General features: G+C 74.8%; 3 protein-coding genes. 1 reads left to right on the top strand and 2 read right to left on the bottom strand.

All coding sequences use genetic code 11. From position 1 onward, the window contains the following. The coding region (locus tag GWI24_RS43820) for a sensor histidine kinase (protein WP_374103417.1) at window positions 1-533 on the top strand (533 nt) is incomplete at its 5' end. A 211-nt stretch (window positions 534-744) separates the two neighbouring features. On the opposite strand, the gene GWI24_RS43815 is transcribed toward GWI24_RS43820, so the two are convergent. Together GWI24_RS43815 and GWI24_RS43810 are read right to left on the bottom strand one after the other, a co-directional pair. Then, the gene (locus tag GWI24_RS43815) at window positions 745-1233 is read right to left on the bottom strand and encodes an SUKH-3 domain-containing protein (protein WP_210951581.1); all 489 of its coding nucleotides are present in this window, start codon (window positions 1231-1233) and stop codon (window positions 745-747) included. Between the two features lie 83 nt (window positions 1234-1316). Beyond that, window positions 1317-1838 carry a YwqJ-related putative deaminase gene (locus tag GWI24_RS43810; protein WP_210951580.1) on the bottom strand — a complete coding sequence of 174 codons (522 nt, stop codon included), beginning with the start codon at window positions 1836-1838 and terminating at the stop codon, window positions 1317-1319. Window positions 1839-1890: the final 52 nt, after the last annotated feature.

The raw sequence follows: 1890 nt of genomic DNA, 5'->3' as shown, positions 1-1890 counted from the left end.
CCCGGGCGGCGGGGATGGCCGTGGAGCTCTCGATCGAGGGCGAGGAGCGGCGGTACGCGGCTCCGGTGGAGCAGACGGCCTACCGGGTGGTCCAGGAGGCGCTGACCAACGTCCACAAGCACGCCCCGGGCGCGAGCGCCCGGGTCCGGGTGGCGCACCGCACCGCCGAGATCGCGGTCCTGGTGGAGAACGGGCCGTCGGAGCGCGGCGCGGCGGACGCGGGGCTGCCGAGCGGGGGGAACGGCCTGGTCGGGATGCGGGAGCGGGTCTCGACGCTCGGCGGGGGTTTTGTGTCGGGGGCCACGGAGGCGGGTGGCTTCCGGGTGTCGGCGGTCATCCCGGACTGGACGGATGGGCCTGGCGGCCCGGGCGGCACGGACGGCCGCGGCCGTACGGACCGCCCGGATGACGCGGATCACACGGATCACACGGATCACACGGGTCATATGGGTCACACGGACGGGACGTCTCGTACGGACCCCGCCGCGGCCGAGGGCCGCGGCGGGGGCGTGGAGCGGGCGAAGAGCGCCTGAGCCCTGAGCTGCCGTCGTTCGTCTGCGGCGCCGTGGTGGCTGGTCGCGCCCACGCGGCGGAGCCGCACATCGACACAGCCCCGCGCCCCTTCGGGGCGCCTCAGCGCGGCCGAGTACCTTCCGGCGGTAGCCGGGCGCTGCGCCAGGCGTCGCGGGCCTTGACGATCCGCCGGACAGGATCTGGTACCGACGCCCGGTCGGATCGCGCGCCTCACGCGCGGGTCAGCCTGGCCGGGAGCGCGCCCGTGACGAGGGTGCTGAGGGCGGCGTCCAGGGTGGGGCCGAGGTACCAGTCCCCGGTGTGGTCGAGGCTGTAGATCCGTCCCTCCGCGTCGATGGTCAGCACCGCCTGCCCGTCGGCCTCTTCGCCCAGCGGGCTTACCTCGGTCTCCAGGGCCCGGCCCAGATCGCCGAGGGTGCGGGCGAGGTGGAGGCCGAGCAGGGGATCGATACGGAACGGGGTCGGGGCGATCTCGCGGCCCGCCCCGGGCGGCTGGATGTGCAGCCCGCCGAACTCCGCCCATGCCTCGACCGCCGCCGGGAAGACGGCGTGCCGGTGGCCCGCGGGGGAGGTGTGGGCGCGCAGGGTGTCGGCCCAGACCTCGGCGCGCCGCATGTCCCAGCGGCCGGGCTGCCAGCCCGCCTCGCGCAGGGCGGCGTCCACGGCGACGGAGAAGCGGGTGACGTCCAAGCGGTCGATCGGCTGCCGGGCCGGGCGTGTCGGCTGCGGTGTCCGCGCCCCCGGCGGGGCTTGAGCCGTCTGTGGTGCTTGATGTGCCTGGTTCACGTGCTCTCACCCACCACCCGTACGCCGAAATGGGCCAGCAGCGCGGCGCAGGACAGACAGGGCGGGGCGTAGCTGCCGTGCTGCGGGTCGCCCGCCTCCCGGATCCTGCGGGTGGTGAGTTTGGCCTGTTTGAGGGAGCGGCGGGCCTCACCCTGGGTGAGCGGTTTGCGGGAGGCGCGCTTGGAGCGGCCGGCCTCGACGTGCGCCAGATGGCGGGAGAGCAGGATCACCTCGGGGCAGCGCCCGGTGAATCGTTCACGCTGGCCGCTGGCGAGCGCGTCGAGGAATTCCCGCACCAGCGGATGGAGCGTCGGCGGCTGGTCGGCCTTGCCCCCGGTGCAGGTCAGCGTCTCGCCGCGGACGGACAGCGCTGCCGCGACGGCGGGCAGGATGCCGTCGCGGCGGCGGTGGAGCGGCGGTGGGCCGGCGTCGGGGTCGACGCTGCTCCATCTCAGCCGGGGGTCGCCGGCGGCGGGGGTGGCGCCGTCGCCGCCTCCGTTGCTCTGCGTGATGTGCATGTGGTGGATCCCTCCCTGTGCAATCCCCCGGTTGCAATGATCAGATTGCCAA

The sequence above is a fragment of the Streptomyces sp. MK37H genome (assembly GCF_018035285.1).
Lineage (GTDB): Bacteria > Actinomycetota > Actinomycetes > Streptomycetales > Streptomycetaceae > Streptomyces > Streptomyces endocoffeicus.
Note: the sequence above shows the minus strand (reverse complement) of the source record. Positions and strands in the feature narration are given on the sequence as shown.